The sequence below is a fragment of the Brevundimonas sp. genome (assembly GCF_041648055.1).
In the GTDB taxonomy this organism is placed as follows: Bacteria; Pseudomonadota; Alphaproteobacteria; order Caulobacterales; family Caulobacteraceae; genus Brevundimonas.
The window spans coordinates 104,667-129,547 of record NZ_JBAZPS010000005.1; the positions used below are offsets into that span (position 1 = coordinate 104,667).

General features: G+C 64.0%; 27 protein-coding genes. 11 read left to right on the forward strand and 16 right to left on the reverse strand.

Going from position 1 to position 24,881, the window contains the following annotated elements; all coding sequences use genetic code 11:
• Positions 1–65 precede the first annotated feature (65 nt).
• Together WC585_RS11575 and WC585_RS11580 are read left to right on the forward strand one after the other, a co-directional pair.
• Positions 66–554: an SspB family protein gene (locus WC585_RS11575; protein ID WP_373258128.1), complete on the forward strand. Its 489-nt coding sequence runs from the start codon at positions 66–68 to the stop codon at positions 552–554.
• A gap of 93 nt (positions 555–647) precedes the next feature.
• Complete coding sequence (locus WC585_RS11580; protein WP_373258129.1) at positions 648–1,043, forward strand: GFA family protein; 396 nt, start codon at positions 648–650, stop codon at positions 1,041–1,043.
• Here WC585_RS11580 and WC585_RS11585 read toward each other — a convergent pair.
• Positions 1,028–1,402, reverse strand: a complete 375-nt coding sequence (locus WC585_RS11585) for a RusA family crossover junction endodeoxyribonuclease (protein WP_373258130.1) — start codon at positions 1,400–1,402, stop codon at positions 1,028–1,030. The two genes, WC585_RS11580 and WC585_RS11585, sit on opposite strands and share 16 nt — an antisense overlap.
• A 106-nt stretch (positions 1,403–1,508) precedes the next feature.
• Here WC585_RS11585 and fumC point away from each other — a divergent pair, with 106 nt between their 5' ends.
• A complete protein-coding gene (fumC, locus tag WC585_RS11590; RefSeq protein WP_373258131.1) occupies positions 1,509–2,900 on the forward strand; it encodes a class II fumarate hydratase in 1,392 nt (463 codons plus the stop codon).
• Positions 2,901–2,957: 57 nt separating this feature from the next.
• Here the strand turns inward: fumC and WC585_RS11595 are convergent, their stop codons facing one another.
• Together WC585_RS11595 and WC585_RS11600 are read right to left on the reverse strand one after the other, a co-directional pair.
• Positions 2,958–3,353 (reverse strand): YccF domain-containing protein, encoded by a 396-nt coding sequence (locus WC585_RS11595; protein WP_373258132.1) that lies wholly within the window; start codon positions 3,351–3,353, stop codon positions 2,958–2,960.
• Between the two features lie 100 nt (positions 3,354–3,453).
• Positions 3,454–3,690: a DUF2171 domain-containing protein gene (locus WC585_RS11600; protein ID WP_373258133.1), complete on the reverse strand. Its 237-nt coding sequence runs from the start codon at positions 3,688–3,690 to the stop codon at positions 3,454–3,456.
• A 73-nt stretch (positions 3,691–3,763) separates the two neighbouring features.
• Here WC585_RS11600 and WC585_RS11605 point away from each other — a divergent pair, with 73 nt between their 5' ends.
• On the forward strand, positions 3,764–3,940 hold the full coding sequence (locus WC585_RS11605; protein ID WP_373258134.1) for a DUF4169 family protein: 177 nt from the start codon (positions 3,764–3,766) through the stop codon (positions 3,938–3,940).
• Here WC585_RS11605 and WC585_RS11610 read toward each other — a convergent pair.
• A complete protein-coding gene (locus WC585_RS11610; protein ID WP_373258135.1) occupies positions 3,937–4,848 on the reverse strand; it encodes a DMT family transporter in 912 nt (303 codons plus the stop codon). The two genes, WC585_RS11605 and WC585_RS11610, sit on opposite strands and share 4 nt — an antisense overlap.
• A gap of 119 nt (positions 4,849–4,967) precedes the next feature.
• On the reverse strand, positions 4,968–5,723 hold the full coding sequence (locus WC585_RS11615) for a Coq4 family protein (RefSeq protein WP_373258136.1): 756 nt from the start codon (positions 5,721–5,723) through the stop codon (positions 4,968–4,970).
• 128 nt (positions 5,724–5,851) lie between these two features.
• Here WC585_RS11615 and WC585_RS11620 point away from each other — a divergent pair, with 128 nt between their 5' ends.
• Positions 5,852–6,274, forward strand: coding sequence for a YbaY family lipoprotein (locus WC585_RS11620; protein WP_373258137.1), 423 nt, complete (start codon positions 5,852–5,854; stop codon positions 6,272–6,274).
• Positions 6,275–6,284: 10 nt separating this feature from the next.
• On the forward strand, positions 6,285–6,509 hold the full coding sequence (locus WC585_RS11625; protein WP_373258138.1) for a ribbon-helix-helix domain-containing protein: 225 nt from the start codon (positions 6,285–6,287) through the stop codon (positions 6,507–6,509).
• Between the two features lie 24 nt (positions 6,510–6,533).
• Here the strand turns inward: WC585_RS11625 and WC585_RS11630 are convergent, their stop codons facing one another.
• Both WC585_RS11630 and WC585_RS11635 read right to left on the reverse strand, forming a co-directional pair.
• Positions 6,534–6,854 carry a hypothetical protein gene (locus WC585_RS11630; protein ID WP_373258139.1) on the reverse strand — a complete coding sequence of 107 codons (321 nt, stop codon included), beginning with the start codon at positions 6,852–6,854 and terminating at the stop codon, positions 6,534–6,536.
• A gap of 3 nt (positions 6,855–6,857) precedes the next feature.
• Positions 6,858–7,049, reverse strand: coding sequence for a hypothetical protein (locus WC585_RS11635; RefSeq protein ID WP_373258140.1), 192 nt, complete (start codon positions 7,047–7,049; stop codon positions 6,858–6,860).
• A gap of 87 nt (positions 7,050–7,136) precedes the next feature.
• Between WC585_RS11635 and WC585_RS11640 the strand changes: the two genes are divergently transcribed.
• The gene (locus WC585_RS11640) at positions 7,137–9,515 is read left to right on the forward strand and encodes an ATP-dependent helicase (protein ID WP_373258141.1); all 2,379 of its coding nucleotides are present in this window, start codon (positions 7,137–7,139) and stop codon (positions 9,513–9,515) included.
• Here WC585_RS11640 and WC585_RS11645 read toward each other — a convergent pair whose 3' ends face one another.
• A complete protein-coding gene (locus WC585_RS11645; protein ID WP_373258142.1) occupies positions 9,516–10,283 on the reverse strand; it encodes a hypothetical protein in 768 nt (255 codons plus the stop codon). It abuts the gene before it with no gap.
• Between the two features lie 73 nt (positions 10,284–10,356).
• On the opposite strand from WC585_RS11645, the gene WC585_RS11650 reads away from it, so the two are divergent.
• Positions 10,357–11,709 (forward strand): O-antigen ligase family protein, encoded by a 1,353-nt coding sequence (locus tag WC585_RS11650; protein WP_373258143.1) that lies wholly within the window; start codon positions 10,357–10,359, stop codon positions 11,707–11,709.
• Complete coding sequence (gene parE, locus WC585_RS11655) at positions 11,675–13,780, forward strand: DNA topoisomerase IV subunit B (protein ID WP_373258144.1); 2,106 nt, start codon at positions 11,675–11,677, stop codon at positions 13,778–13,780. The genes WC585_RS11650 and parE overlap by 35 nt, the downstream gene beginning before the upstream one ends.
• Position 13,781: 1 nt before the next feature.
• Here the strand turns inward: parE and WC585_RS11660 are convergent, their stop codons facing one another.
• Complete coding sequence (locus tag WC585_RS11660; protein WP_373258145.1) at positions 13,782–14,300, reverse strand: histidine phosphatase family protein; 519 nt, start codon at positions 14,298–14,300, stop codon at positions 13,782–13,784.
• A complete protein-coding gene (locus WC585_RS11665; protein ID WP_373258146.1) occupies positions 14,297–15,631 on the reverse strand; it encodes a glycosyltransferase in 1,335 nt (444 codons plus the stop codon). The genes WC585_RS11660 and WC585_RS11665 overlap by 4 nt, the downstream gene beginning before the upstream one ends.
• Positions 15,632–15,934: 303 nt before the next feature.
• Between WC585_RS11665 and WC585_RS11670 the strand changes: the two genes are divergently transcribed.
• A complete protein-coding gene (locus WC585_RS11670; RefSeq protein ID WP_373258147.1) occupies positions 15,935–19,111 on the forward strand; it encodes an autotransporter domain-containing protein in 3,177 nt (1,058 codons plus the stop codon).
• A gap of 59 nt (positions 19,112–19,170) precedes the next feature.
• On the opposite strand, the gene phhA is transcribed toward WC585_RS11670, so the two are convergent.
• The gene (phhA, locus tag WC585_RS11675; protein ID WP_373258187.1) at positions 19,171–20,046 is read right to left on the reverse strand and encodes a phenylalanine 4-monooxygenase; all 876 of its coding nucleotides are present in this window, start codon (positions 20,044–20,046) and stop codon (positions 19,171–19,173) included.
• A 167-nt stretch (positions 20,047–20,213) separates the two neighbouring features.
• Positions 20,214–20,426 (reverse strand): hemimethylated DNA-binding YccV-like domain-containing protein, encoded by a 213-nt coding sequence (locus WC585_RS11680; RefSeq protein ID WP_373258148.1) that lies wholly within the window; start codon positions 20,424–20,426, stop codon positions 20,214–20,216.
• A gap of 147 nt (positions 20,427–20,573) precedes the next feature.
• Between WC585_RS11680 and WC585_RS11685 the strand changes: the two genes are divergently transcribed.
• Positions 20,574–21,722 carry a Ppx/GppA phosphatase family protein gene (locus WC585_RS11685; protein ID WP_373258149.1) on the forward strand — a complete coding sequence of 383 codons (1,149 nt, stop codon included), beginning with the start codon at positions 20,574–20,576 and terminating at the stop codon, positions 21,720–21,722.
• On the opposite strand, the gene WC585_RS11690 is transcribed toward WC585_RS11685, so the two are convergent.
• From WC585_RS11690 to WC585_RS11705, 4 genes are read right to left on the reverse strand one after another with little or no spacing between them, the layout of a single operon-like run.
• Positions 21,698–22,600, reverse strand: coding sequence for a peptidylprolyl isomerase (locus WC585_RS11690; protein WP_373258150.1), 903 nt, complete (start codon positions 22,598–22,600; stop codon positions 21,698–21,700). The genes WC585_RS11685 and WC585_RS11690 overlap by 25 nt on opposite strands.
• 26 nt (positions 22,601–22,626) lie before the next feature.
• The gene (locus tag WC585_RS11695; RefSeq protein WP_373258151.1) at positions 22,627–23,541 is read right to left on the reverse strand and encodes a peptidylprolyl isomerase; all 915 of its coding nucleotides are present in this window, start codon (positions 23,539–23,541) and stop codon (positions 22,627–22,629) included.
• Positions 23,538–24,026 carry a pantetheine-phosphate adenylyltransferase gene (coaD, locus tag WC585_RS11700; protein WP_373258152.1) on the reverse strand — a complete coding sequence of 163 codons (489 nt, stop codon included), beginning with the start codon at positions 24,024–24,026 and terminating at the stop codon, positions 23,538–23,540. Before coaD ends, WC585_RS11695 begins: the two co-directional genes overlap by 4 nt.
• 49 nt (positions 24,027–24,075) lie before the next feature.
• A complete protein-coding gene (locus WC585_RS11705) occupies positions 24,076–24,873 on the reverse strand; it encodes an aminotransferase class IV (RefSeq protein WP_373258153.1) in 798 nt (265 codons plus the stop codon).
• Positions 24,874–24,881: the final 8 nt, after the last annotated feature.

The window sequence follows — 24,881 nt, forward strand, 5'->3', positions numbered from 1 at the left end:
CTTCGTCGCCATCTTTCGCCCGTCGCGCGGCCCCGCTACACCTCGCGCGAACACGAGAGCGATCCATGGCCGAAGAGACGCCCCCCGTCGACGAAATGCATTACGACGCCCTGGCGCAGGATGCCCTGCGTGGGGTGATCCGGCTTGCGCTGGAACGGGCCGCCATGCCCGAGGGGATCCCCGGCGCGCACCACTTCTACATCACCTTCAAGACCCGCGCGGCAGGCGTCAGCGTGCCGCCTGACGTTCTGGCCAAATACCCCGAAGAAATGACCGTTGTGCTCCAGCATCAGTACTGGGACCTGACGGTCGAGCCGACCCGGTTCTCGGTCATGCTGAAGTTCGGCGGCATGCCCAAGGTCCTGTCCATGCCCTATACGGCCGTGACGCGGTTCTACGACCCCTCCGTCCAGTTCCTGCTTCAGTTCGAGGAGCCGGTTACGGTGGACGAGATCGTACAGGAGATCGAGGCCGCCGAGCCCGCCAAATCTCCCGCGCCAAGCGACGACGACGGCCCCAAGGTCGTCTCGCTGGACCAGTTCCGCAAGAAATAGTCGTCCCGACTTCGCGCCTCTCGCCGTCCTGTTCGCATTTGACAAAACCCGTCATTCGCAGCAGAACATATCAGGAACTTGCGGGAGGGTTTCATGCTGACCGGCGGCTGCCATTGCGGCGCAATCAGATACGAAACGGCCGATCAGGCCGTCCACCACACCCTGTGCCATTGCACCGATTGTCGCAAATGCGCGGGTGCCCCGGCCGTGGCCTGGGCGCTGGCCCCTGCCGATCAGGTCATCATCACGGGTGAACCGGTCTGGTACGCCTCGTCCACCGACGGGCGACGCGGCTTCTGCGAGCGATGCGGGACGGGCCTGTTCTATACGAACGAGGCCATCTTTCCGGGCCAGATTGACGTGCAGAGCGCCACGCTGGACGACCCCGAGGCGATCCCTTTGCAAGCGCAGATCCAGACGGCGGAGGCCATAGGCTGGATGTCTGACCTGCACCGCCTGCCCGCCTTCGAGCGCTATCCCGCTGGCTGACCGGCGTCTCTGCGCGGGAATGACCGGATCGTGATCCGTTCCCGCTCCCCCTGGCGGCGCTCGACCAGCAGGCGCGCCACCTGGCTGTCGTCGTGGAACAGATACCCCTTGATGGCGTCCAGCAGGGCCTTGGCCAGATTGTCCAGGTCCATCCACGGCGGATCGCCGATATGTTCCATCAGGATTTCGACCGTGTAGTCGCCATAGGATGGCCGCGACGACCACTCCTTGCGCATGAACTCATAGACCAGCGGCTTGTAGTATTTGGCCTGGGTCGTCAGGCCCTCGATGGTGATCTCGACGACGTCGCCGACCTCACGGGCGCGAACCTTGCCGGTGCCGATCCAGCCGGCGGTCATGCCATGGCCTCTGGTCGCATGATGGCCGCTCCGTCCTTGCCCCTTCGCGCCTCCGTGCTACACCGCCGCGCATTCCTCCGCCACGTCTGAGAGAGCCGTTCGCGCCATGACTGATTACCGCACCGAGACCGATACCTTTGGCCCGATCGAGGTCGCCTCGGATCGCTATTGGGGCGCTCAGGCGCAGCGCAGCCTCGGCAACTTCAAGATCGGCTGGGAAAAACAGCCTCTGCCGATCGTGCGCGCCCTGGGCATCGTCAAGCGGGCGGCAGCCGAGACCAACATGGCCCTGGGCCGGCTTGATCCGGCCATCGGCAACGCCATCGTCCGCGCCGCCGACGAGGTCATCGAGGGCAAGCTGGACGACCATTTCCCCCTGGTGGTCTGGCAGACCGGATCGGGCACCCAGTCGAACATGAACGCCAACGAGGTGATCTCGAACCGCGCCATCGAGATGCTGGGCGGCGAGATGGGATCGAAGAAGCCGGTCCACCCCAACGACCACGTCAACATGAGCCAGTCGTCCAACGACACCTATCCCACGGCCATGCACGTCGCCTGCGCCGAGGAGGTCGTCCACCGTCTGCTGCCGGCCCTTCAGACCCTGCACAACGCCCTGAACGACAAGGCGCAGGCCTGGAAGGACATCATCAAGATCGGCCGCACCCACACCCAGGACGCCACGCCCCTGACGCTGGGCCAGGAGTTCAGCGGCTACGTTCAACAAGTCGCCAAGGGCATCGAGCGGATCGAGAGCACCCTGCCCGACCTGATGCAATTGGCCCAGGGCGGCACGGCCGTCGGCACCGGCCTGAATGCGCCTATCGGCTTCGCGGAAGGGGTGGCGGACAAGATCGCCCAGATCACCGGCCTGAAATTTACCACGGCTCCCAACAAGTTCGAGGCGCTCGCCGCCCACGACGCCATGGTCATGAGCCACGGCGCGATCAACACGGTCGCGGCTTCGCTGTTCAAGATCGCCAACGACATCCGCTTCCTGGGCTCTGGCCCGCGTTCCGGCCTGGGCGAACTGGCCCTGCCGGAGAACGAACCCGGCAGCTCGATCATGCCCGGCAAGGTCAATCCGACCCAGTGCGAGGCCCTGACACAGGTCTGCGTCCAGGTGTTCGGCAATCACGCCGCCATCACCTTCGCGGGGTCGCAGGGCCATTTCGAGCTGAACGTCTTCAACCCCGTGATGGCCTACAACTTCCTGCAGTCCGTGCGGCTGATGGCGGATGCGGCGGTCAGCTTCACCGAGAACTGCGTCGTCGGCATCGAGCCCCGGATCGACAACATCGAGCGCGGCCTCAACAACTCGCTGATGCTGGTCACCGCCCTGAACGGCAAGCTGGGCTACGACGCCTGCGCCAAGATCGCCAAGACCGCGCACAAGAACGGCACGACCCTGCGCGAAGAGGCCGTCGGCGGCGGCTATCTGACCGACGCCGAGTTCGACGAGGCCGTGCGCCCCGAGAAGATGATCTCGCCGGGTTGAGGCCGCCACCACGGGGACATCATCATGCCGGCCTGGTCCACAGGCCGGCATCTTGATTCAAGGCTTGTCGCGGATCGTGCGTCCGATCGGGGCGAGGGCCAGCTTGGCCAGTTCCAGATCCTTCAACGCGAACGGGATGCCGATGATGGTAATCGCCTCGGCCACCGCGATCAGCACATGGGCCAAGGCGATGTACCAGCCCGCGAACACGAACCAGATGACATTTAGGCCGATGCCGAAACAGCCGGCACCCAAGGCCGTCGCGTCCGGCTCGCGCCACACCACCTCGCGCCCGAACGGCCAGAAGGAATAGCTGGCGATCCGCCAGGCCGCGAAGGTCCACGGCAGGCCGACGATGGTCAGGGCCAGGACCGCGCCGCCGAACAGCCACAACAGGCCTGCGGCCCAGCCGTCGAGGATGAACCACAGCACATTCAGGATCAGACGGATCAACTTTGTTGGTCTCCCTGCACCCGGACGGTGCCTTTCTCACATAGGCAAAGGCCCCGCCGACATCAGCGGGGCCTTCGTGAATTCGCGGTAAGCCTGCGGCCTAGTGAGGCTTCTCGGTCCAGCGGGACTTGGCCTCGTCCTTGGTCAGGTTCAGGTGGACATGCTCGTCCACGCGCTCGACCCAGCTGATCGGGATCATGTGGTGTTTGAAGCCACCGGCCAGGTCCAGCTTGGCCAGTTCGATCTGGTCGCCCAGGACGTGGTCGACGCGTCCGACGTGTTCGCCGTCCGAACCGACGACTTCGAGGTGTTCCTTGATCAGGGTGGGGTCTACCATGGGGAGATCTCCTGTTGCGGTGTCCCTCAAAAATGCACGCCGCACGGGACGGTTTCGTATGGCAGAGGTCGGCATGGGCGACATCATCAACCTGAACCGGGCGCGCAAGACGCGGGCCAAGGCGGCCAAGACGCTGGAGGCCACGGCCAATCGGGCCGCCTCAGGCCGGACCAAGGCAGAACGGCTGGCAGCCAAGGCCGAGCGTGATCGTATCCAGGCCGTCCTGGATGGCGCGAAACGGGAGGACTAGGCGGCGGAGACCTTGGGCGCGCGGATCAACAGAACCTGACCGCCCAGGACCAGAACCAGCCCCACCAGTGCGGGCCAGCCGAAGCGGGCATCCTCGAACAGCACCGACACCAGCATGGCGATGGGTGGCGTCAGGGCCGAGATATAGCTGGCCAGGGCATAGCCGCGCGCGCGCGCGATGGTGAAATACAGGCCGAACGCGATGACCGATCCGAAGATCGACAGATACAGCAGAGAGCCGATGTAGCTGAGCGACGGCTCTATCGACCATTCGACGCCCGTGGCCAGGCCATACAGAGCCAGCACGCCGGTCCCATAGGCCATGGCCCAGGCCGTGGACGGAATGACCGCCGCTCCCGCCGCCTGTCCCTTGAAGGCGAACAGATTGCCGAAGGCCGACGCCGCAACGGCCAGCAGCGCGAAGCCGACGCCGGTCGCGGCCCCCTGCCCCAGCCCGGCCCCCAGAATTTCGGATCCCGACAGCACACCGACACCGACCACACCCATCAACGCTCCACCCCACGACGCCAGTGCCGCGCGCTGCCCGGCGGCGACGCGGAACAGGATCAGATTGATGAACGCCAGCGACGCAAAGATCACCGCCACGATGGCCGACGCGATCAGCCCCTCGGCCGCATAGGTGAAGCTGTAGCTGATGGAGAAGGCAAACACGCCCTGGGCAGCGACCGCCAGGTGCTGCGCGCGGCTCAGTCGCAGCGACTGGTGAAAGATCAGACAGCCGAGGAACAGCAGGATCGCCGCCAGGCCGAACCGCCAGACGATGGAGGCCAGGGGCGCGACCGTGCCCAGCTGCAGCGTGATCGCATACCAGGTCGTCCCCCAGATGAGGGCACAGATCGCTACTCCGCCGACCGCCAGCACGGCGGGCGACAGGATGCGGCGTGTCACGGCTGCGGGAGACGGTTCAGGGCTTTGCACCGGGCCCGATTGAACGGTTGCCGGTCAGGACGCAAGCGGGTTCGGCACCTTGCGTTACAAGCCAACCTTATGACCGCCGAATGCCGCGATCAGGAGCGCAGCTTCAGGCTGGCCCGCACCTCGGCAGGCACCGCGTGATAGACGCTGGCGGGCCGGATGTTCAGGCGCGCGCGTGCGACCTCAAGCGGCTGCGCAAATAGGGCCTCATAGTCCAGGCCCGGCAGCCAGTGCGCCGCCTTGCCGTTGCGATAGGCCTGCCAGACCGCGCGGCGGGCGGGCACCGACTTCACCTCGCGCTGGATTTCCCGCGCCGCGCCCCAGCCGATGAAGGCAAAGCCCAGATTTCGCGTCTGGGCATAAGAGAACGCGACCACACAGGCCTCGCCCAGGGCGTCGGTCTCATAGCCCGTCAGCACGTGCCAGATGTCGTGCACGTCGCGGATGCGGCGCGAGTACCAGACGACCGGATGCTGGGCATCGATCTGCGGCCCGATCTTGCGAGCCTCGTCGGCCAACCCCTCGGCGGTGAAGCCGCGCACTTCGCGGAAGGCGCGGTAGCTGGCTCCGACCGTGCCGGGCTCGAACCGGGCCAGCCAGACCGGGTCATCCAGCTTGTGCGCCAGTTCCTCGGCCAGATAGGCCTGCCGCCCCCCCTCCTGCGTCTTGAGCATATGGTTGTAGCCCCGCGCCAGCGACCGGCCTGACAGGGCGCGCATGATCTCGAACACCTGGGCGGTGTCCTCCTTGTCGGCGACTAGTTTGCGAAAGGCGCGCAACGCCGTGAGCGGCTCGATCCGCTGGGGTTGAAGGCGTGTGTAGGTGTCGAAGTCGGCGGTCGCGGTCATGGGCGGTCCTGTGACGAAGCACCGGCACTCTAGCGCGAAAGTCCCAAGGGGTGAACGCCGATCATATGATGACGGTGGGGCCAGTCGGCGCGATCTGCTACACTCATGACAGCCGCAAGGAGACCGACATGCGCCATATCCTGACCGCTCTGCCCCTGGCCGCCGTGCTGGCAGGCTGTTCGACCTTGCCGGAGGCCGGAGCTGACGCCGGCATCGGCATGGTCCCGGTCGCCGTGTCCGTTACCTATCGCGAGCGGATCCTGCTGCCGCCGGGCCATCGTCTGAGAGTGCGTCTGGAAGACGTCAGCCTGGCCGATGCCCCTTCGCGGGTGATGGCAGAGGCGGCGCAAGACCTCGATGGCCGCGGCCCGCCTTATGCCGTCACCTTGTCCGTGCAGGAGGCAGACATCGACCCGCGCCACACCTATGCGGTGCGCGCTGAAATCCGAGATCCCGCGGGAGCCCTGAGGTTCACGACCGACACGCGCCACACCGTCCTGACCCAGGGTGCCGCGTCCCGCGCTGACATCGTTCTGGTCGGGGTCAGGTGAGGCCTGGATAGTGAGCGGATTGACCAAGCGGTCGGTGTCCCTGTCCGGACACGCCACCTCCGTCGCGCTGGAGCCGGCCTTCTGGACCGTGCTCGACGAAATCGCCAAGGCTCTGGGCCTGTCGCACGCCGGCCTGATGAAACGGATCGATGAGACGCGGGGGCGAACCCCACTGGCCTCGGCCTGTCGCCTGCTGGCCCTAGCCTGGGCCAGCGGTGACCGATCGTTCCACTGACGCGAAACGACCGGACGTAGGCGCTTAGTTAGACGGTGCCGGGTTCGGCTGAGGCACCGAGGGCGGTTCGATGTTCGGCAGTTCCGGCATCTCCGGAGCCGCCGGAAGCTCCGGCAGGTTCACGTCTACATCGACATTGGTGTCCTCGGCCTGACCGCCGAAGCCGCCGTTCGAATAGACGATGAAGCCGATGACCAGAGCCGCGACGACCAGTCCGCCGACGATGAAGGCCAGCACGCCGCCGCCGCCACTGCGACGCTCGGGTGCCGGGGCCGTATTCACGGTGGTGTGGTGAACCACTTCGGGCCGGTCCTGCGGATCGATCGGACGATTAGGATCAGTCATGGCTCAGTTCCCGGGTGTTGCGGGTGCCGAAACTTCCGGCAGGTTCACGTCGACATTGACGTCCTTGGTCTCGCCGCCCATGCCGCCGCCCCGTCCGAAGACGAACCAGGCGACGATCGCCACGACGACCAGAAGCCCCCCAACGATGAAGGCCAGACCGGCGTTGCCGCCGCCGCCACTCGTATTCTCGGCCATGTGTAGTGTCCCTTCCCTATTGCAGATGCTGCCGAAACGACGGTCAGGCTTGGCGGTTCCGGATGCGGATGAAACACCGGCGCTGACATGTGGCCTCGTGCCCCTTATGTTCCCCTGATGAGTCTCCCCGATATCCCTGCCCCACGCATCTCAGACCTGGCCCGTTCGCGAGGGCCGGGCGGCGTCGAGGCACCCGCCGTCGATTATCTGAAGGGTCTGAACCCCGAACAGCGCGATGCCGTACTGACCGTCGATGGGCCCGTACTGGTGCTGGCCGGCGCGGGTACCGGCAAGACGCGGGTGCTGACGACGCGGCTGGCGCACATCCTGGCGACCGGCCGGGCGCGGCCGTGGGAGCTGCTAGTCGTCACCTTCACTAACAAGGCGGCGCGCGAGATGCGCGAGCGGATCGCCCATCTGATCGGCCCGTCGTCCGAGGGCCTGCGCTGGCTCGGCACCTTCCACAGCGTGGCGGCCCAGATCCTGAGACGGCATGCCGAACTGGTCGGACTGAAATCCAGCTTCACCATCCTGGACACCGACGATCAGGAGCGGGTCTGCAAACAGGTGCTGGAGGCCGAAGGGCTGGACACCAAACGCTGGACGCCCAAGTCCCTGTCCGGCCTGATCGACCACTGGAAGAACCGCGGCTGGACGCCCGACAAGCTGCCACCGTCCGAGGATTTCGCCAACGGCAAGGGCCAGTCCCTGTATGCCGCCTATCAGGCCCGGCTAATCAGCCTGAATGCCTGCGACTTCGGCGACCTGTTGCTTCACAACCTGACGATTCTGTCCAAACATGCGGATATCGCTGAGGAATATCGTCGTCGGTTCCGCTACATCCTCGTCGATGAGTATCAGGACACCAATGTCGCCCAGTATCTGTGGCTGCGGCTGCTGACCTCCTCCACCGGCAACGTCTGCTGCGTCGGCGACGACGACCAGTCCATCTATGGCTGGCGCGGGGCCGAGGTGGACAACATCCTGCGGTTCGAGCGCGACTTTCCCGGAGCCAAGGTCGTAAGACTGGAGCGTAACTATCGCTCGACAAAGCATATTCTGGGCGCAGCCTCAGGCCTGATCGCGGGCAACCGCGACCGTCTGGGCAAGACCCTGTGGACCGAGGACGAGGGCGGCGACAAGGTGCGCGTGCGCGGCGTCTGGGACGGCGAGGCCGAGGCCCGGCTGATCGCCGACGAGATCGAAACGGCCCGGCGCGCCGGCGTAGCCTACAAGGACATGGCCGTGCTGGTCCGGGCCTCCTTCCAGATGCGGGCATTTGAAGAGCGGTTCGTCCTGCTGGCCGTGCCCTATCAGGTGATCGGCGGACCGCGCTTCTTCGAGCGGGCCGAGATCCGCGACGCCCATGCCTATCTGCGGCTGATCGTCAGCGAAGACGACGACCTGGCCTTCGAGCGGATCGTCAATGTGCCCAAGCGCGGCATAGGCGACACCAGCGTGCAGAAAATCCTGCAGATCGCCCGCCTGTCCGGCGTTTCGGCCATGGCTGCAGTGCGCGACCTGATCGGATCGGACGAGCTTCAGGCGCGGACCCGCACCGCCCTGTCCAACTTTGTGCGCGACATCGACCGCTGGCGCGGCTTCGCCCAGACCCTGCCGCACTGGGAACTGACCGAGACCCTGCTGGAAGAGAGCGGCTATACCGACATGCAGAAGGCCGACCGCGCGACCGGCCAGACGCGGCTCGACAACCTGAAGGAGCTGACGCAGTCGATGCAGCAGTTCGAGACGCTGCAGGCCTATCTGGAGCATGTCTCTCTCGTCATGGATCTGGATCGCGGCGATGCGGACGCCGACGGTTCGGGCGCGGTCCAGATCATGACCCTGCACGGAGCCAAGGGGCTGGAGTTCCCGCTGGTCTTTCTGCCGGGCTGGGAGGAAGGCGTCTTCCCCAGCCAGCGCAGCATCGATGAAAAAGGGGAAAAGGGTCTGGAGGAGGAACGCCGCCTGGCTTACGTCGGCGTCACCCGCGCCAAGTCGGACGCGCGCATTTCCTTCGCGGCGAACCGGCTGGTCTACGGCCGCTGGACCTCGCAACTGGCCAGCCGCTTCGTCGACGAACTGCCCATCGACCACGTCGAGGCCGAGAGCGACACCGGCTACTATGGCACCACGCCCGGCATGAAGGACGCCAAGTCCCGCTGGGACGAAATGCCCAGTTTCGGCAGCGGCTATTCCTCCCCTGGCTGGAAGCGCGCCCAGTCTTTCACTGCCGCCCAGACTCCGGCCGCCCGCCCTGCCCGCCACACCGTCATCGAGGGCGAAGGCCGCCTTGTCGCCACCGCCGACCCCAAGGCCGCCTCCGGCTGGACCCGCGGCCAGCGCGTCTTCCACCAGAAGTTCGGCTACGGCTCCGTCCGCGCCATCGAAGGCAACAAACTGGTCGTGGCGTTTGAGAAGGCAGGGGAAAAGAAGGTGATCGATACGTTCGTGGAGAAGGCTTGATCAGGCGGCCGCGCGAAGCCCCTGCAATAGCGTTGGGTTTCTTCTGAGATATTTGACCGCTTGTCGTCGCAATCCTTCAATTTCCGGCTTCAGATACTTCCCGACTTCGCCTTCGTCGCCACGCAGTTCGCAAAAAACAGCCAAGGCAAAAGCCCAGCTTCGGGGTGAGAGATAACCCGATGATCGGCTGCGCCAGCCCTGGCCAAAAGCGTCGCCATGTTGCTCGAAGCTAAAGCACGAGTTGGCACCGAATACGCCAAGACCGACAAAGGCTACTGTCAGGTCGGTCATGAGCTCGTGGGTTTCATCCTCAACAAGGTCAGCTTCCGAAGCCAGCAGATAGTGTGCCAGTTCGTGGGCGAAAGTCGCCACCAGACCGGTCGGATCGTCCAAAAGTTCCGGCGCATACGAGATAACTACATCGCCGCTCGGTTCGACGCGAAATGTGCCGTTCGGTGCCTCATCGCCGCTGATGTGAACAAATTCTGAAACTTGCTGACCCGTCCTTCGATGCCCTTGCGGTTCCAGTCTGCAAGGCCAGTCTGCAACACCCATAATGGTCTTCACGCAATCGAAGACATGCTCGGCCTTGGCATGACCGGTAGCGTCGGTAGGAGGGAAGTATTGTCTAGTCGGTAGCGCAAGCGCTGTGTCGGCCACCGCTACATTATCACCGTACCGTTCGATCAGCGTGGCCCACACATCGAAGTGCCATGCCTCAATGTCTCGATCGAGAAAGCTACGCGCGCCAAATAAAGTTGAAAGCACTAGCTGTCTCCCTGAGATCGAGGGTCAATCCCTCACCAACCGTTCGTTAAGCCCGTTCGACGACCCTGCATCTGTGCGCCCGCCCCGTCCAGATCATGGCCTGACCGAACCCTCCCCCGCCTGGTGGGAATATCTGACGTGCGGCCTGATCATCGCCATGCTGACCGGGGCCCTGATCGGCCCCGTCTTTGCGCCCCTTCAGGAAGAGACGCCGGTGCTGCGGCTGGTCTGGCTACCGGCCTATGCGGCGATTGCCGTGCTGGCTCTGTATCGGCTGGATCGGGTGTGGCGGGCCTGGCCGGCGGCGATCCTGGTCGGGGCCATCGTCGGACTGTGTTTCGCCTCCAAATACTGGTCGATCGACTATCACACGACCGACCGCCGGGTGATCGCCCTGGCCATCAGCGGCGTGTTCGCCCTGTATCTGGGAGCGGCGTTCCGGGGGCCGCATCTGCCGCGCCTGCTGATGTACACGACGCTGGTCATGGCGGCGGGCAGTCTGGTGATGATCTTCGCCTTCCCCGCCATCGGCGTGCACCAGCTCGAGAACGCCGGCCTGTGGCGCGGCCTCTGGTACGAGAAGAACCAGATGGGAGCCGTCATGGTGATCGGGGCCACGGCCTCGGCCGCCTGTCTGGCCTCGCCCGATCCGCGCAAGCTGCTGCCGCTCGCCGCCCTGATCCTGTCTTCGGCCCTGGTGCTGGCGACCCAGTCCAAGACCTCGCTGCTGTGCCTGGTCGTCGGGGTCGGTCTGGTCGGGGGCTTCTGGGCGATGCGCAGGGGTGGACCTGCGTTCGCCGTCTTTGCCGTCTGGATGGCCGTCGTCCTGAGCGGCCTGGGCCTGTGGATCTGGGACACCCACTCCGTCGAGGTGCTGGAGGCGCTGGGCAAGGACCCGTCCCTGACCGGGCGCACCGATATCTGGGCCAGCCTGATGCGCCGCGTCGCCGAGCGGCCGATGACGGGCTACGGCTATGGCGCCTTCTGGGGGCGCATCGGCGAATCGCCGCCCGCCGACTGGGTGCGTCAGGAGACCGGCTGGCTGGTGCCCTCGGCGCACAATGGCTGGATCGATCTGCTGGTCCAGTTGGGCTGGCCCGGGGCCGTTCTGGTGGGCTTCAGCCTGGCGCTGACGACCGTCATCCTGATCTTCCGCTCCGGCGCGTCGGGCCTGCGCGAGGGCTGGTGGGGCCTGGGCTTCATGGCGGCCTTTGTCGTGCTGAGCCTGTCCGAGAGCATCCTGCTGACCCACCAGAATCTGCCATGGGTGCTGTTCATGGCGGTGATGACACGGTCCATGCTGCCGTCGTCCACAGCTGCGACCGTGCCGCTTGCCGTAAAGCGTCGCCGGGCCTACCAGACCCGTCCCCGAATCGCCGCACAGTATGCAGATGGGCCAGTCCAGCAACCTTCCTTCCCTGTTTGACGACATCCCCGAGCCGAAAGGCCCGGCGACACCCCCTGCCCCGCAGCCAGAACCCGCCCTGTCGCCCCAGGCCGCCGCGCCGCGTCCGGAACCGGTGCCTGCCGCTGCACCCAGGCCGGAACCCTCGGCCCCGCCCGTGCCCGGCAGCTATTCCGCCAGCTCCATCGAAGTGCTCGAGGGGCTGGAGCCGGTCCGCAAACGCCCCGGCATGTATATCGGCGGCACCGACGAACGCGCCCTGCACCACCTGTTCGCCGAGGTCCTGGACAACGCCATGGACGAGGCCGTGGCCCGCCATGCCAAGCTGATCACCGTCGATCTGGACGCAGACGGTGTCCTGTCCGTCCGCGATGACGGACGTGGAATCCCGGTCGATCCGCACCCGAAACACCCCGGCAAGTCGGCGCTGGAAGTCGTGATGACCGTGCTGCACTCGGGCGGCAAATTCTCGGGCAAGGCCTATGAGACCTCCGGCGGCCTGCACGGCGTCGGCGTCTCGGTCGTCAACGCCCTGAGCGACCGGCTGGACGTCACCGTCTGGCGCGACGGTTCTGAGTGGAAGCAGTCGTTCAGCCGCGGCCTGCCACAAGGGCCGATCCAGCAGATCGGTCCATCCAAGAAGCGCGGCACCCTGATCCGCTTCCACCCGGACGAGGAAATCTTCGGTGTCGGCGCGGCCTTCAAGCCTGCGCGTCTGTTCCGCATGACCCGGTCCAAGGCCTATCTGTTCCGGGGCGTCGAGATCAAATGGACCTGCGCACCGGAGCGAATCACGGACGCCACGCCCGCCGAGGCCACACTGCACTTTCCCGGCGGTCTGGCCGACGCCCTGACTGAGCGGATCGGCGAGCTGGAAACCGTCACCCCCGCCTTTGCCGGACGGGTCGAGCGCAAGGGCGAGACCGGGGCCATCGAATGGGCCGTGACCTGGTCGCCGATCGGCTTCGGAGAGGCCGACGGCTTCGTCCAGTCCTATTGCAACACCGTCTCGACGCCCGACGGCGGCACCCACGAGGCGGGCTTCCGCGCCGCCCTGGTCAAGGGGCTGAAGGCTTACGGCGAACTGACCAACGAGAAGCGCGCGGTCCAGATCACGGCCGAGGACGTCATCGCCAATGCCGGGGCGCTAATCAGCGTCTTCATCCGCAACCCCGAATTCCAGGGCCAGACCAAAGATCGGCTGTCCTCGCCCGAGGGCCAGCGGCTGGTCGAACAGTTGCTGCGCGATCCGCTGGACCACTGGCTGACCGAAAGCCCCAAACAGGCCAATGTCCTGCTGGGCTTTGTCATCGACCGGGCGGAAGACCGTCTGCGCCGTCGCAAGGACAAGGAGGTCCAGCGCGCCCAGGCGACGCGCAAGCTGCGCCTGCCCGGCAAGCTGTCGGACTGTTCGCGCCAGTCGGCCAACGGCACCGAGCTGTTCATCGTCGAGGGCGATTCGGCCGGCGGCTCGGCCAAACAGGCGCGGGACCGGACCACCCAGGCCATTCTGCCGCTGCGCGGCAAGATCCTGAACGTCGCCTCGGCGACGGCGGACAAGCTGCGGGCCAATATCGAACTGTCGGACCTGGCCCTGGCGCTGGGCGTCCAGCCGGGCAACCGCTTCAACATCGACGACCTGCGCTATGAGCGGATCGTCATCATGACCGACGCCGACGTGGACGGGGCCCATATCGCGGCGCTGCTGATCACCTTCTTCTATCGCTCGATGCCCGAGGCCGTGCGGCAGGGCCGCGTCTATATGGCACTGCCGCCGCTGTACCGCATTCAGGCCGGTCCGTTGTCGGAGTACGCGCGCGACGACGCCCATCGCGACGAACTTCTCGCCACTGTCTTCAAGGGCAAGAAGACCGAGATCGGACGGTTCAAGGGCCTGGGCGAGATGATGGCCTCCCAGCTCAAGGAAACCACCATGGATCCGAAGAAGCGCACCCTGGCCCGCGTCACCCTGCCTGCGTCCGAAGACGAGATCGAGGATCTGGTCGAGCGCCTGATGGGCAAGAAGGCCGACGCCCGCTACCAGTTCATTCAGGAAAACGCGAAGTTCGCGGTGGCCGATCTAGACGTCTAGATCAGCACTCTGACCGAGCGCCATAGCGGCCTGTCACGCCAAAGACGCTCTCGCCCTGAAGCTTCAAAGTCAGCAAGCGATCATATTCGCAGTCCGGCATGTCGGGCGTGTTCTGGCCCAGAGCGCGAGCGATCATTGGGACTGTGTTACTGTGACCGACGATCAGGATGGTAGAAGTCTCGGGCGCAGCCCTGACGCGGGCGACCAAGTCCGCGACATGAGCTTCTGTGCTGGTATCCAAAGCTATGGCCACGGGTTCGATACCATAGGCCTCAGCCGTAGCAGCCGCCGTGAGACGGGTACGCTGTAGCGAGCTGGTCAGGATCAGATCGATCGAAGACGCCCTCAATCGGTCAGCCAAGGCCTGTGCCCTCGCCTCTCCCTCCCCAGACAGAACAGGATCGGCGCTTTGGTCGGCCTTCTCGGCATGCCGGACCAGAATCACGGTCTGGGCCACGACAGGGGTGCCCAAGGCGAACGCGAGAAAGATGGAGGTCAGAATAGCGACGATGCGGGTCATGCCTCGACCGTGTCACGGACCGTAGTCCGGCGAAAGGCGTCCGCCCCGCTGACTTCAGCATAGACGTCGCTCAAATCCTCGAACACGCGATTCCAGGAGAAGCGCTCGACCATGCGGGCGCGGGCCGAATCGCCAATGGCCTCGATATCGCGCTCGAACAGCGCCTCGATCGCGGCGGCATAGACTGCGGGATCGGCACTGGCGGCCAGTTGTCCGACACTGTCGTCAACAGTCTCCGCCACACCGCCGGAGTTTACGCCCACGACGGGCCGACCGCAGGCCATGGCCTCGAGAACGATCAGGCCGAACGGCTCCTTGTCGTTGGCGTGCACAAAGGCATCGCAGGAGGCGATGATCTTGGCCACGGCTTTCGGGTTGGCTTCGTAGGGAAGCGAAATCACCCGCTCTTCGGCCGGCATCCCTGCACCAGCCCCGACCAGCACCAGATGATAGGGCTCGCCAAGCCGCTGCACAGCTTCAATGAGGACATCGATGTTTTTCTCTCGCGCCGGCCTGCCAGCGAAGCACAGCAGTCTGGCCGAGGATGGCAGACCCAGTTTGGTCAGCAGCCACTCGCGGTCACGACGGTCGGGCCGAAAGGTGTCGATTTCCACACCTAATGGCCGGATCACGATATTTCCAACACCTGCCTCTTCCAGTCGCCGCGCGATGTAGCGACTGGGCGACACGACCTTGTCGAACTGGCCGAATAGACGCGCCCAGCGTTTCTCAACCGGTTTCTTGGCCCATTCTCCAAAATGAAGCGCGGCCAAACCAGCGGGATCGGAGTGGCAAAAGCCGATTACGGGGCAACCCGCCCTTTGCCCAGCCTCCAGCGCCCCCTGCCCTGGCGTATAGGGATCGCCAGCCTCGATCACGGTCGGATGCAGGGCTGCTACCCATGCCCCCCAACGACGCACAGAGGTGGGCCATCGGTAGCCGTCACCAAACGGGAGCTTTGTAGCATGCAACTGCACCACGCCATCGTCACCGGCCCGGTGATGCGCGCCCGGCACGACCAGCGAGTGAGCCACGCCGGGCCGATTGGTTTCAAGCCAGCTCTTCTTGGACTGGAGATAGCGCTTAACCCCTCCGGATTTCGGCGCGTACAGCATAGTGGTATCAACCAGGCGGGCACGCTCATCCTCTGCCGCCGCCTTCAAGGCCGCCAGCGTATTTGAAACTTCTTCATCCCATCCTGGTATCAGGCGCAGTTCGCCTTCTTCGACCTCCAGTCCCGCCAGGCTCATCAACTCCGCTTCCTGCGGACTGATAGCGCCACTGCGGCGAGCCCGTTTCTGGATACGGCGGGCCTTGCGAACCCGGGACATGTGAGACTTCACCATACCCGGGCCGTAGCGCCGCCCGCAGGCAATCTCAAGCGTCATCCGCTATCTGACAAATCCACGTGCTGAGACCTCGAGGTCACACCAAGGCTCATGGTCAGCCAACGAAGGCCCGACAACCGGTAATTCGGGCCGTCCATCGCTCCGGCCACGCTCGTCCCCGGACATTTCCATCCGCCTTCGGCCTTGCATTCGCCTCAAATTCGAGAAACTTGAGGCATGCTGAACCGGTCCCTGATAGAGGATTGTCGGCGTCTCTGCGTGTCTCGTCCACGGGGTTTTCTTCGAATGCGTATTCTACTTGCGACCGCAGTTGCGATCGCTCCCTTGATGGCCGCAACCGGTGCAATGGCCGAAGTCGTGATCTCGACGACGAGGACTACGCCCATCACGACAGGCAACGCCACTGGCAGTGGTCCTGACAACGTAAGAATTACAACGGGCGGGCTGATTAGCGTCTCGAGCGGTACCGCCGTGACCGTCGACTCGAACAATACATTTGGCATCGGCGGAAACGGTGCCATCAACATGCTCAATGCTTCTGATGGTGCGACCGCTGTTTTGGTCAATCCGGGTGTGACAACAACTCTGATATTCGATGGCGGCATTTCCATAACGGATTCGATCGCAGAATATCCTGACACGGATAATGACGGTGATCTGGACGGGCCCTGGGCCACTGGTTCCGGGCGATATGGCATCAGACTCGCCGCCGGCGCTCCGGTCACCGGGGACATCGACATCATCGCTGGCACCGGCATCATCAATGTCGAGGGCAACAACTCGTTTGCTGTCTCCATTGAGTCCGGACTAATCGGAAACTTCGAGAGCTTGGGCACACTTCGGGTCGTGGGGGACAATTCGGTCGCCCTACAGACTACCGGTGATGTCACAGGCAACGTTACCCTGCTGGGCCAGGTCATAGCCAGGGGCGAGAACTCTTCAGCCGTATCGACGCAGGGCGACATCAGCGGGAGGCTTACGCTCCAAGGCGAAATCAGCGCGAGCGGGTATCGCTACACATCGCGTGGAAACGACGATTTTGAATCCAAGCTAGATCCTGACGATAAGTTGCAGGGCGGACCCGCGGTAGTGATTGCCGGCAATGTTGCAGGTGGCGTCGTGGTGGATCGCCCCCCGACAACCAGCACAACAAATACTGACGTTGATGGTGATGGAATTCCCGATGCCACTGAAGGCACGGGTGTGATTAACAGCTTCGGCCAGGCACCAGCTGTCCTGGTAAGTTCTTCTAGCCAATCGATTACGCTGGGTAACATCGGCACCGGAGATAACGCCTACGGTTTCATAAATCGCGGCACGATCAACGCGCAGGGCGTTTATGATCTTATTGACGCCAACGGCCTCGTTTTCGGCGGGGTGGCAGGTCAAACAGTGGATCTGACCGGTGGTTTTCTGAACCAGGGCACGGTCGCCACGCTCGCAAACGATGCTGATGCTACTGCGGTGCGCTTCGGTGCAGGAAGCATTGCTCCAGCCGTATCGAATTCCGGCGCGATCACCGCGGGCGTAGCAAGCGACGTGGCGGCCACTGCGACCGCAGTTCAGATCGACGCAGGTGCCGTCGTTCAAAGCCTGACAAACAGTGGCAGCATCCTTGCCAGCACCGGCGGCGGCGTCGCCGATGTCGTCGGCATTAATGACCAAAGCGGCACGCTCACATCGATTACAAACCTCCGTTCGATTCAGGCTGCGATAGGGCCGAACGAAGCGGGTGATCCGATCACCGGTTCAAGCACGGCAATCGACGTGAGCTCCAACACCACGGGCGTGACCATAACGCAACGCGGCGTTGTCGGTACCCCGACCGCGACCAGCCCGGACTCGGACGGTGACGGCGTCCTCGACTCCGAGGAACCAGTAATTTTCGGGGCCATCAGGCTGGGTACCGGAGCTGACACCGTCAGCATCGAAAATGGCTTGGTGGAAGGTGATATTTCCTTTGGAGATGGCGCTGACAATCTGGCGATCAGCGGCGACAGCGTTGTTCGCAGCGAGATTACCGACACAGACGGCGCTCTGAGCATCAACATCGCCAATGGAACGCTGGATTCGCTAAGAACGACGGCGCTCAATCTCACGACACTGGATATTGGGGCCGACGGTAGGTTGCTGATTAGCCTGGACCCGGAGAATAGCACCGGAGGCACTTTCGTTGTGTCTGGCGCAGCCACCTTGGCAACAGGTGCTGAACTGGGTGTGCGCTTCAACTCTCTTTTGACAGCTCCACGTCGCTTCGATCTGATCGACGCCGGGACACTGAACCTTGGAGATGTCGATCTGAGCACGATCGGCGACAACTCACCGTATTTGTACGTGGTCGAGGCAGGAACAGACCAGGCAAATGGAATAGTGTTTGCCGACGTGCGTCAGCGCACAACTGCCGAAGCTGGAATGATCGGTGCCGAAAGCGGCATCTATGATGCTTTCTACAGCGCTTTAAGCCGTGATGAAGATGTCAGGAACGCCTTCCTGACGCAGACGGGCCGCGACAACTTCTTCAATCTGTATGAGCAGTTGCTGCCGGAACATTCCGGAGGCCCACTCCTGTCGCTGGCATCGGGCGTAGACGCCGTCACCCGCGCCCTGACGGGACGCAATGCCTCCGCCGCCCCAGGCGAAACCAGCGCCTGGGTTCAAGAGATCAATTTCTACGCCGACAAGGATCGCACCGACACATATGGTTTCCGCTCAGAGGGCTTTGGCGTCGCGGGTGGCGTCGAACGCGGGACGGGTCTGGGCGCTGTTGGTTTGTCAGTTGCCTTCACCTCATCCGATCTAGAAGACCCCGAGGCCGAGGCCGAAGAAGTCCTGTCTGCCAACCTCTTGGAGTTGGGCCTCTACTGGCGTGCACAGGGCCAGTATTGGACGACTTGGGCTCGAGCGGCAGCCGGCTATGCTTCGTTCGAATCGGAGCGCCGTCTGGTCGGCGCAGGTCTGAACCTGCGTAATGAGGCCAGCTGGAACGGCGTGACACTCGCCGCTGCCGGTGGCGCTTCGTATGAGCGCAACTTTGGCCGGTTCAGCTTCCGTCCTGAGGTTTATGCCGAGTATTTCTCGCTGAGCGAGGATGGTTATACCGAAGAAGGCGGCGGCGACGGGTTCGATCTGGAGATCGACGACCGCGAAGGCCACCTTTTCTCGGCGACCGCTGCCATCAACATCGGAATGGGTATGGGCGAAAACAGCTGGTTGCGACCAGAGGTTCGTCTCGGCTGGCGTCAGAATATCTCGGTGGATCCGGGCGACACTATCGGTCGGTTCACCTCTGGCGGGCCCGACTTCCGACTGGATCCGGCCACCGTCGAAGGCGGTGGACCAATCCTGGGCTTCCGCATGAATGTGGGTAACGAACTGGGCATGCTGTCGATCAGCGCCGACGCCGAGCTTATAGAAGACTACGTCCGCTACATGCTGTTCCTGCGGGCCAGCTTCCGCTTCTAGACCTGCTAAAATAACGCCCGCCAGCAGCCGCTGGCGGGCGTTTCTGCGGCTGATGCTAGTCAGGCTGCGAAGCGTCCGCCTTCAATCGCATAGGCTTGGTTGCCTCGCGTGATGACGTCATCACTCGGCAATATGGCGTCTATAGCAATGGTTTCTGCCCCTTGGAGCCGCTCATAGACCGGACCGAAATCCTGAAGTGTCACAGCTTTCAGCGCATCGATGCTGTCGATAACGAAATAGACCTGCTGGAAATCGTCGATCCGATAAAGGGTCTTCATCACCCGCTCCAGATCGAAGCCGATCCGATTAGGCGAGGCATCCTCGACCGCGAACACACTCTCTGTCGCTGAAGAGACGATGCCGGCCCCATAGATTCGGAGCTGGCCTTCCTCTCGCATCAAGCCAAACTCGACAGTGTACCAGTAAAGGCGTGCCAAGTTGGGCAGCATGCCCAGTGAGGCCGCGCGTTGGCCGCCTTTCCCATAGGCCTCCATATAATCGGCGAAATCGGGGTCCGTCAGCATCGGAACATGGCCGAAAACGTCGTGGAAGATGTCCGGCTCCTGCAAATAATCCAGCTGATCGGGTGTGCGGATGAACTGGCCCGAAGGGAAACGACGGTTGGCCAGGTGGTCGAAAAAAACGTCATCAGGCACGAGACCGGGCACACAGACTACCGTCCAGCCCGTCAATGCCTGCAGCTTGGGATTCATGACCGCGAAGTCGGGAATGCCGCCCGTATTGAGATCCAGCGCGTTCAGCCCCTTCATGAAGACTTCGGCCGCCCTGCCCGGCAGGATTTTCATCTGCCGGGCATAAAGGGTGTCCCAGGTCTGGTGCTCGACCGGCGTGTAGGCAGACCAGTCCTGGGGGATCGTCCAGTCGGCGGCCGCGCCCTCTGGCGGCGTTTCAAAGACATGGGCAAAATCGGACATCGACGGGCTCCTCGCACACTCGGCCTTCAGGGCTCTATCAGTGCAATCTAGGCTCGCCGCAGAACCTAGCCAATGGGCCATCAGTGAAGAGCGTGATCGACCGGTGTGAAGCGCCCTTCGGGATGCAAAGTGAAAAGTCGATCAGCGTCATCGGGATGGAGGACGCCCTAGTTGGAGTCGGGGATGAGATCATCCTCGCGAGTATAGGCCGTGAACCCGCCATCGGGGCCTACCGCCAGGATACGATAGAAGGGCTGGCCTGCCTCAGCCACCCGATCGTCGAAGGACGGGTCGATATCGATCACAACCCCGCGAAAGCTGGCGTCGCGGCGCTGAACAACATCGCCGAGGCTGAATCTGGCTGTGGTCTGGCGCTCCATGAGGACAGCTTTGCCATAGCGGTTCTGAGCGCTGCCCGGCCTCGCCGTTCATTTTCATGACAGGATCGCTTGGCGCGAAGCATACGCGCGGCCTAGAGTGATGCTGACGGGCACCGCAATGGACCGCCCACCTTGAAAGATTCGGCCATGCCGGAGACCGACGACGCGCGGAAGCGTGACGAGCGGTCCCAGTCCGGTCGCTCCAGCGGATCGCGCGCCCGGGATGGCGACGACGCTCGAGGAGCGCGGGCAATGGGTCGTGAAGCACCTCTGTATGGGGCGCTGGACCTGGGGACCAACAACTGCCGGCTGCTGATTGCGCGGCCAAGCCGCGAAGGCTTTCGCGTGGTCGACAGCTTCAGCCGGATCGTGCGCCTGGGCGAGGGCCTGGGTCGTACAGGGCGCCTGGATGAGGCCGCGATGGATCGGGCCTACGATGCACTGGACCTCTGTGCCGAAAGAGTGGTCCGCAAGGACATAGACCCCAGCCGTTTGATGGCTGTCGCCACCCAGGCCTGCCGTCAGGCCGAGAATGGCGCAGCCTTCATAGAGCGCGTCCGGCTGGGGACAGGACTGAAGCTGCGCATTATCGATCCGGTTGAGGAGGCGCGGCTGGCCGTTGAAGGCTGCCTCAACCTGTTCGACCCTACGGCCGAGGCCATTCTGGTCGTCGATGTCGGAGGGGGGTCGACGGAGCTGAGTTGGCTCAAGAAGACCGGGTCGAGGTTTGAGCTGCTGGGCTGGATGTCGGCCCCTGTCGGCGTGGTCACCTTGGCGGAACGGCATCCGGAGCCAGCGGCATCGCCGACTCGAGCGCTGGACGACTGGTACGAAGCCATGGTCGCCGATATGGGACAAGCCATCGCCTCCGCCCCGGTGGATCCGTCCTTGCGCGAGCTTTTTGCCAGTGGCCGCGCGCATCTGGTGGGCACTTCGGGGGCCATTACCAGTCTGGCGGGCATACATCTGGGCTTGAAGCGGTACCAGCGGAGCCTCGTCGACGGGCTCTGGATGACGCGGGCCGACTGCGAGAAGGCTGCGCAGATGTTGAAGGATCTGGGTCCGGAGGGCCGCGCGGCCGAGGCCTGCATCGGGCCGGATCGGGCCGATCTGGTTCTGGCCGGAGCAGCCATCATGGAGGCGATCCAGCGGGCCTGGCCGTCGGAGCGGGTCCGGGTCGCCGACCGCGGCCTGCGCGAGGGTTTGCTGTTGCAGCGGATGCGCGAGGATCACCGCCCGGCCCGCAGACGCCGGCGGCGCAAACGCTCAGGTCAGGCGGCTGGCCCGGCGACCTGAACCGGCAGAGTGATGTCGCAGACCGAGAAGTCTGCACCGCGTGACGTTCTCGTCTCTGCCACCAAGGCCTGAAAGCGTGGCGAGGCGGTGTCCAGCACCCGAACCGAAGGCCGTTCCACCTCTGGCAGGTCGGAGGCTATGCGGACGCGGGTCATCCGATCAGGTTCCGAGCCGACCATGCCGTTGTCGCCATCGCCGACCTTGATCGCGCGGACCACATCCAGACCCGACACCGTCATGCCCCAGACGGAATAGCGCTTGTCCAGAGCCGGATAGGACTGGCGCATCAGGAAGAACTGACTGTTGGCCGTGTCATTGCCCTCGTCGCGGGCCATGCCTGCCACGCCGGGGCAGTAAAGGCCCCAGCCATGCACCTTGGCATCGCCGGTCAGGGCAAATGCGGAATCAGGCTGGGTCTGGACCGGCAAAGAGCCCAGAAAGCCCACCAACGCTCCGGAGGGGGCCGCCACGGGCGTGAAGGGCATAGAGGGGTCGCGGCGGAAAGTGAACTCGCCTTTCAAATCCGGATATGGGCTCTGGCCTTCGCCATTTCCGAGCGGGTCACCCGTCTGGGCCATGAACCAGTCGATGACCCGATGCCAGGCCAGATTGTCATAGAAGCCGTTGCGCGACAGCAGGCGGATGCGCTCGACATGCAGCGGCGCAACCTGAGGCATCAGTTCAACCAGGACCCGGCCCTTGGTGGTGTCGATGACCAGCAGGTTCTCGGCCGCGACCGAGCGCCATTCGGGCGCAACCATCGTCGTTTCAAGCGTCGGCGTGGGCGGTGGGGGTGGTGGACCGCCGACGTCCTGGGCCGCTACAGACTGCGCTAGGGCCAACGTCCCGGCGGCGATCAGTCCTGAAAGATTACGCATGGTGTCCCCTCCCCTTCGTATTGCGCTTAGCCGCTGACCATTTCCGCAGGCGGCAGGGCGTCACAGATTGTGAATCGGGTCCCCCGCGCGGCGCGGCGTTCGGCCAGCACCGCCACATAGGCGGGATTGGCCACGTCCATGACGCGAACAGACGGACGCTCTGCCTCCGGCATGGCGGCAGCGGTACGAACGCGCGTCATCACGTCGGGGTCGGTGACGCGGCCATTTGCAGCTTCTGGCCCCACTTTCAAAGCAGCCACGACCTCTTGCCCCACAAGGACACGCCCGAACGGGGTGTAGGTACCGTTCAGATTGGCGCTTTCGGCCAGGGTCAGGAAGAACTGGCTATTGGCACTGTTCGGGTCGGTGTTGCGTGCCATGCCGGCAATGCCGGTGCAGAACAAACCAAAGGCGTCGGTGCGGCCGTCAGCGTTGAACATCATCTGGGCATCCGGCTGGGTCTGAAGCGGCATAAAACCCATGATGCCGCGCGTCCCCGCCCCGCTTTCCGCTACGGTGGCGAACCTTGCGTCGCGCCCTCGCCGGAACTGAAACTCGCCAGGCACGTCAGGCAAGTCGCTGCTGCCCGCGCCGGTGCCCAAGGGATCGCCGGTCTGGGCCATGAAGCCCGCCATGACACGGTGCCACGCCAGACCGTCGTAGAAGCCACGATCAGCCAGCGTGCGGATACGCTCGACGGATTGCGGAGCCAGACGCGGGTCCAGCCCGACCAGGATGCGACCCTTGTTGGTGTCGATGACCAGCAAATTCTCTGGCGCGACGGTCCAGGATGCGTCGGCAGGTATCGGCGTCGCAGCGATCGCCGGGGCCGGTGTTGCTGCGGTCTGTGACACGCTCTGGGCCACCGCCGATCCGGCCGTCAGGGCCGCGACGCACAAGCCCAAAACCAGATGGCAGTTCACACTCATAAAGTCTCTCATACTCGGTTCATGACCTTGGCCCGGACGGCCTCGGCGACCGTGGGGCTGACGAAACTGTCGATCGCGCCATCCAGACGGGCGATTTCCTTGACCAGGCGCGAGGCGATGGCCTGATGCCGAGGGTCAGCCATCAAGAAGACGGTTTCAATGTCGGCATTGAGGCGCTGGTTCATCGCCGTCATCTGGAACTCGTATTCGAAGTCGGCCACGGCCCGCAGGCCACGCACGATGATGCTGGCGTTCAGTTCTTCGGCGAAATGCATCAGCAGGCTGGAGAAAGGGCGTACCTCGATCCGGTCGCCGAACTGAGCGACCTCGCGCCGGACCATCTCGACCCTCTCTGCGGTCGTGAACAGCGGGCCCTTGTCGTCGTTCTGGGCCACGCCGATGACCAGCTTATCGACCAGCTTCACGGCCCGGCCGATGATGTCCATATGGCCGTTGGTGACCGGATCGAAGGTGCCCGGATACAGTCCGATGTGCATGGCGTTCCCCCTGCCTTTCCTGAGGTTTAGCAGGTGAGACAGTTCTGGCCTAGATCGTCTGATGCGGCTGTGACGACCAAGCATCCTTCAGTCGGGCGATCAGATCGGGCCGCACTTGAAAGACGTGGTCATCGATGGCTGTGACCGATGCGGCCGGTGTGGCGCTGTTGCAGATAAAGGCCGCTTCGAAATGCGAAAGGTCTGCGGCAGTGACGGGCTGAGTCGTCTGGCTTATATCCTGCGCTTGCAAGCCCCTATAAAGCAGTGCCTGGGTCACGCCGGCCAACATGGGTGCGTCAGGCCAGACGACGGTGTCGCCGGACAGGAAGCCGATATTCCAGAGAGAGCCTTCGGAAATCCGACCGTCACGATCCATGAACAGGGCATCGTCGAATCCCGCCGCCCTGGCTGCCCGACGCGCACGCAGCAGGCCGAAGGTGGCGACGTGCTTCAGGTGCGGAGCCTCGCGTTCATAGGTCTGGAGTTGCAGCCGCGTGGTGTCGGCCAGCGGTGAAGGCGGGTCGAAGACACCGATCATGACGCGCGGGTCACCCCGGGCCGTCGGATCGCGATTGGAGATGGCGTTCGAGAACAGGCTGATGCGCAGCCAGGCATTCTGGCGCGTGCCGAGGGCCGAGCGCATCAGGGCGCGGAGGTGATCCATCCCGAAGGTCTGGCCGAAGAGTTCGACGGCAGAGGCCTCCAGCCGGGCCAGGTGCAAGTCCAGACCGCGCACGCCGCCGTCCTCGACCAGGAACGAGGTGTAGGCCCCGTAGTTGACCAACGCCTGATGAGCCAGGTCTTCTAACGTAGCGGGGGCACCGTCGATGAAGAGGTCGGTCGTCACTTTATTCC